Origin of the sequence: Treponema sp. UBA753 (assembly GCF_002297325.1) — a bacterium.
GTDB lineage: Bacteria > Spirochaetota > Spirochaetia > Treponematales > Treponemataceae > Treponema_D.
In genome coordinates, this window is the sequence record NZ_DBKJ01000090.1 from 1 (window position 1) to 4977 (window position 4977).

A 4977-nucleotide genomic window follows, 5' to 3' on the forward strand; every position below is an offset into this window, starting at 1 on the left:
CGGCGACTACAAATATTATATGCAGCGCATTGAAGAAGAACAGTCTGCGGATAGCGAAAAAGTTTTGGATTCAGAAACTAAAAAAGCAGAGCAAAAAACTGAATCAAAACTTTCTTGGGAAGAGCAAAAAAAACGTGATTCTGAGAAAAGAAAAATTCAAAAAGAAGCAGACAAACTTGAAGCCATGATTCTTGAGGCGGAAGAGAAAAAATCGGAACTTGAAAACCAGCTTTCTTTGCCGGAAGTTTATTCAAATGGCGAAACTGCAAAATCTGTTCAATCTCAAATTTCAAAAATTGCTTCGGAACTTGAAGAGCTCAATGCTCAGTGGCTTTGTGCTGCTGAAAAACTAGAGGCGTTTTCATGATGAGAATTTGTGCAATTTGTTGCGCATTTTTTTTTAATATAAATTGAAAAATTACTTTTATTGGATTATTATATTTTCAGTTTAATTCAAGATAGTCTAAATAAAAACTGCCAAAAATAGTGTCAGTTTTTATTTTTACAAGTTTGCGTTGCAAGCTTTTTTATCAACTGCTGTTTCTTACTTTGTTGCGGGACAGCTTAAAAAGTCAAATCGGAAGTTGATATTTTCTCATTGACTTTTTATGGGAGGAACAAATGAAAGTTTTAGTTATTGGTGGCGCTGGATATATTGGAAGCCACGTTGTAAAAGAACTTATGGCAAAAGGCCACGAAGTTACAGTTTTTGACAATCTTTCAAGCGGACTTATCCAGAATCTTTTTAAGAAAAATGAATTCATTGCAGGCGATATTCTTCACCCAGAAGATTTGGACAAAGCGTTTGCCCGTGGATTTGATGCTTTTATTCATCTTGCTGCGTTCAAGGCTGCCGGCGAATCTATGATTTTCCCGGAAAAATATTCAATAAACAACATAAACGGAACTTTAAATATTTTGAATGCTGCCGTTGCCCACAATTGTCTCAACATGGTTTTCTCTTCAAGCGCAGCGACTTTTGGCGAGCCTCAGTATCTTCCGATTGATGAAAATCATCCTAAGAATCCTGAAAATTACTATGGATTTACAAAGCTTAAAATTGAAGAATTCATGGGGTGGTATGACAAGCTTAAGAATCTAAAATTTGCGGCTCTTAGATATTTCAATGCTGCAGGCTACGATCCTGAAGGCGTTATTTACGGACTTGAAAGAAATCCGGCGAACCTTCTTCCTGTAATGATGGAAGTTGCCTGCGGAAAGCGCGATAAACTCAAGGTTTTTGGAAACGACTACGACACTCGCGATGGAACTTGTATCCGCGATTATATTCATGTAACGGATTTGGCTTCTGCTCACGTTCTTGCTTTGGAATATATTGCCAAGAATAAAAAAAGTCTTACTCTTAACCTTGGAACAGGAAACGGAATTACTGTTACAGAAATGCTTGAAGCTACACGCCGCATAACGAAAAAAGAAATTCCTGCAGAATATGTTGGCAGACGCGCAGGAGATCCGGCTCAGCTTACAGCTTCTTCTAAACTGGCAAAAGAGGTTCTTGGCTGGGAACCAAAATACAGCGATGTTGATACTTTGATAAAATCAACCTATGACGCTTACCTAAAGTACTACAGCGAAAATTAGTTTTGCACAAAGCCGTCTGTTGAAACAGGCGGCTTTTTTGTTTTATAATTTTTCAAAACTTTTCTAGGATATAAATATGAATTCTGATTTTGAAAAAATAAAAAATTATATAGAAAACAATACTTGCAGCATGGTGGAGCTTGAAAAGCTTTTGACTTCTATTCCTGCTCTTGCTCCTGAAAATGGCGGCGAGGGTGAAGAAAAAAAATGCGCGGCACTTGAAAACTGGCTTTTGTCAAATGGAATAAAAAAACTTAAGCATTATGATGCTCCTGACTCAAGAGTTCCTGCCGGATTCCGCCCAAATTTAGTCGCTGAAATTCCCGGTGAAAAAAATGATTTTTGTATTTGGGTTTGCGCTCATCTTGATGTTGTTCCTATAGGCGAGCCTTCTTTATGGAATACAAATCCGTGGCAAGCTATTGAAAAGGATGGAAAAATATTTGGCAGAGGAGTTGAAGACAATCAGCAGGGACTTTGCAGTGGAGTTCTTGCGGCACTGAGTTTTGTAAAACAGAATGTTGTTCCCGCTCATACAATTAAGCTTCTGTTTATGGCTGATGAAGAAGTTGGCTCAAAGTACGGAATGAATTTTCTTATACAAAACCACAAGAACATTTTTGGAGCGGATGATAGAATTCTTATTCCAGACGGCGGAGACCATTTAGGACAGACAATTGAAGTCGCGGAAAAAAATATTCTTTGGCTTAAGTTTCATACAATTGGAAAACAAGCGCATGGTTCTCGCCCTGATCAAGGATGCAATGCAAAACTCGCTTCAAGTTATCTTGCTTTAAAAATTCATAATCTTGAAAAAGTTTTCAATGCGCATGATAAAATGTTTGAGCCTTCGCGTTCAACTTTTGAGCCGACAATGCAATATCAAAATGTTTCAGGTGTGAATATAATTCCGGGCGATGATATTTTCTGCGCGGACTGCCGCATTCTTCCGCAGTATTCTCTTGACCAAGTGCGAGCGGAAGTGAATAAAGTGATTCGGGAAACTGAAGAAATTTACGGCGTAAAAATTCAAGTTGAAGAACTTCAGGCAGAACAGTCAAAAGCGACGTCTGTGGAATCTCCTGTTGCAAAAGAACTTTTTGAAGCCATAAAAAATGTCCACGGAATTGAACCTCGCTTTGTTGGCATTGGCGGAGGAACTGTTGCCGCAGGACTTCGAAATGCCGAAATTGATGCTGTTGTCTGGTCAACTATGGATGAACTTGCGCATCAGCCAAACGAGTATGCAATCGTAAAAAACATTGCAAAGGATGCTCTTACAATTGCATATATGGCATGCAGGTAATTTTAAATTTCTTTTATCAAGTGAATTGTTGTCGCAGTGTGCCCAGAATTTCCGAGCCGTGAAGAAAGTTCTGTAAAGCCATTTTTCTTGTACATTGAAACTGCGCTTGAAAACTGCGGGAACGATTCGATATAAAGTTTTTTGTAGCCTGCCAATTTTGCGCGCTCTTCAATAAGACTGAAAAGTTTCGTTCCAATTTTCATTCCGCGTGAGTCCGGGCAAAGATAGAATTTTACAATTTCAGCGCAATCCGCCGGAAGCCCTTCAGTTGGAAAGTATCCGCAGCCTCCAAGAATTTTTCCGTTGTGTTCCGCAATAAAATATTCTGATTTTTTATTTTTGCTGAATGTTTCAAAAAGAAAATCTGTAGCCTTGTCTGAATAAACTGAATTTTCTTTTGGCGCTCCAAACTCTTCAAATATTGCACGGATTATAGAAGCCAGCTGCTCGTTGTCTTTTTTCTGAATCGGCCGGATTATTATTGCTTCTGAAATTTTTCCTTGCATTGAAGCATTTTGCCTTCTTTTTTTATTCTGCGGAAACCAGCCTTTTTGAACTCGCTTTGTCTGCTCTTTAAGTTCCTTTATGCTCCAAAGACACGCGCTTCCCATGAGCGCACATAAAACTGAAACAATTCCGCTTGTAAAAACAGAAACTGCGCAAAATAAAATTCCTGCCGCAAGAAAAACCGGCCAAATTTTTTCAGAAAAATAATATTCGCCTTTTATAACAATCGGATGAAAAATTCCAATTACAAAAAATGACGCAAATGCAATGACTATTCCGTAAAAATTCAACATGCACTTATTTTATAAAATAGATGCGCAAATGTAAAACATTAAAATTTTACAAAATATCTTGACAAATCCCGGGGGGGGTAAAATAGGGGTTGCTCTTTATTGAGAGCCATTTCTGTTAATTCTTGGAGGAATTGTTATGAAGAAGTTTTTGAAAATTTCACTTTGCGTATTTGCTGTGGTGTCCATGTTTTGTGGATGCAAGGCTGACGGTTCGCTTGATGATGAAAAGTTATCTGGCTTGGTAAATTCTGGAAACGAAAATAATAATGAGAAAACTGGAATAAATTGCCTTTCAGCCTACAACTCACCAAGCGGAAATGGAATTCAACTTATGTTTTCCAATCTGCCTGATGGATGTAATGGCGCAGATATTGTGTACAAATCTGAAGATGATGGATATTGGCAGACAACAGCTTATATTGATTTGAGTGGAAATAACAGAACCGTTTATTTTCCTTTTGTTGACAATGGAAAAAAATACAGCTTTTATGCGAATCTTAATCATAATGAAACCGGAAAAGAATCTGTGCGCCTAGGCTACTCGTCTATTGTTGAAGTTGTGGCTAAAGGTGAAAATTTACTAGGTGAAATAAAGATACTAAGCAATCCTCATATTGAAAGGAAATATGAAAACGGAATTCTTAGCTTTGAAGGAATTTCAGTTAAAAATGCAAATTGCTTAGGTGATGTTGTTTGTGAACTTTTTGATGAAAGATGGGGCTGGCTGGGAGCTTATAAAGGCGAACTTTCAGGTGATACTGTTTCTTTTGATTTCTCTGATGAAGATTTGTTATTTTATGATGAAAGAAACTTTCATTATAATAGAAATGGAAGATATAATTTCAATGTCTATTTTTTGACAAAACAGGAAGGGCAAACTGTACGCCTGTTTTTCTACCACACAGTTTATGATTCTGAACCAGGATATGGAAAAAAGGGGGCAAACGACTATTTCACTTATAAATAGCCTCTGTAAAAGAAGCACAAAGGATTTTTGTCAGCACCCCTTGCAAAGAATTTTGGGCAGGGGGCCTTGCAAGAATGTGTCGGCCTGTCTGACGTGCGCACGTAAGAACATGATGTAGAACGCTATTTTGCAGTGCGGACAACGCGGAAGCCAACGGTGCCGTATCGCCTATGTTTTTCTACTGCGTAGTCGATGTACGAAACAGTGCAACATTCCGGGACATCGGCCCAAGAACCGCCATGTGCACCGTCGGAGTTATAGCCCCAGCACCATTCACTTACGTTTCCGCTCATGTCGTAAAG

The 4977-nt window shown here is 38.4% G+C and carries 4 protein-coding genes and 2 pseudogenes; 4 read left to right on the top strand and 2 right to left on the bottom strand.

Features of this window, described 5'->3' with window-relative positions:
• The 3 genes and pseudogenes from B4C08_RS07850 to B4C08_RS07860 form a co-directional block, all read left to right on the top strand.
• A pseudogene (locus tag B4C08_RS07850) lies at nt 1-367 on the top strand (ABC transporter ATP-binding protein); the annotation flags it as partial.
• A gap of 254 nt (nt 368-621) precedes the next feature.
• A complete protein-coding gene (gene galE, locus B4C08_RS07855) occupies nt 622-1602 on the top strand; it encodes a UDP-glucose 4-epimerase GalE (RefSeq protein WP_296664282.1) in 981 nt (326 codons plus the stop codon).
• 76 nt (nt 1603-1678) lie between these two features.
• Nucleotides 1679-2908, top strand: a complete 1230-nt coding sequence (locus B4C08_RS07860) for a M20 family metallo-hydrolase (RefSeq protein WP_296664283.1) — start codon at nt 1679-1681, stop codon at nt 2906-2908.
• 2 nt (nt 2909-2910) lie between these two features.
• On the opposite strand, the gene B4C08_RS07865 is transcribed toward B4C08_RS07860, so the two are convergent.
• Nucleotides 2911-3708, bottom strand: coding sequence for a DUF4491 family protein (locus B4C08_RS07865; protein ID WP_296664284.1), 798 nt, complete (start codon nt 3706-3708; stop codon nt 2911-2913).
• Nucleotides 3709-3844: 136 nt separating this feature from the next.
• Between B4C08_RS07865 and B4C08_RS07870 the strand changes: the two genes are divergently transcribed.
• A complete protein-coding gene (locus B4C08_RS07870; protein ID WP_296664285.1) occupies nt 3845-4675 on the top strand; it encodes a hypothetical protein in 831 nt (276 codons plus the stop codon).
• Nucleotides 4676-4797: 122 nt separating this feature from the next.
• On the opposite strand, the pseudogene B4C08_RS07875 reads toward B4C08_RS07870, so the two are convergent.
• A pseudogene (locus B4C08_RS07875) lies at nt 4798-4977 on the bottom strand (formylglycine-generating enzyme family protein); the annotation flags it as partial.

Bases quoted from the DNA above. Each gene is read 5' to 3' on its own strand.
- galE (WP_296664282.1), top strand. From the start codon at position 622: ATGAAAGTTTTAGTTATTGGTGGCGCTGGATATATTGGAAGCCACGTT.
- B4C08_RS07860 (WP_296664283.1), top strand. From the start codon at position 1,679: ATGAATTCTGATTTTGAAAAAATAAAAAATTATATAGAAAACAATACT.
- B4C08_RS07865 (WP_296664284.1), bottom strand. From the start codon at position 3,708: ATGTTGAATTTTTACGGAATAGTCATTGCATTTGCGTCATTTTTTGTA.
- B4C08_RS07870 (WP_296664285.1), top strand. From the start codon at position 3,845: ATGAAGAAGTTTTTGAAAATTTCACTTTGCGTATTTGCTGTGGTGTCC.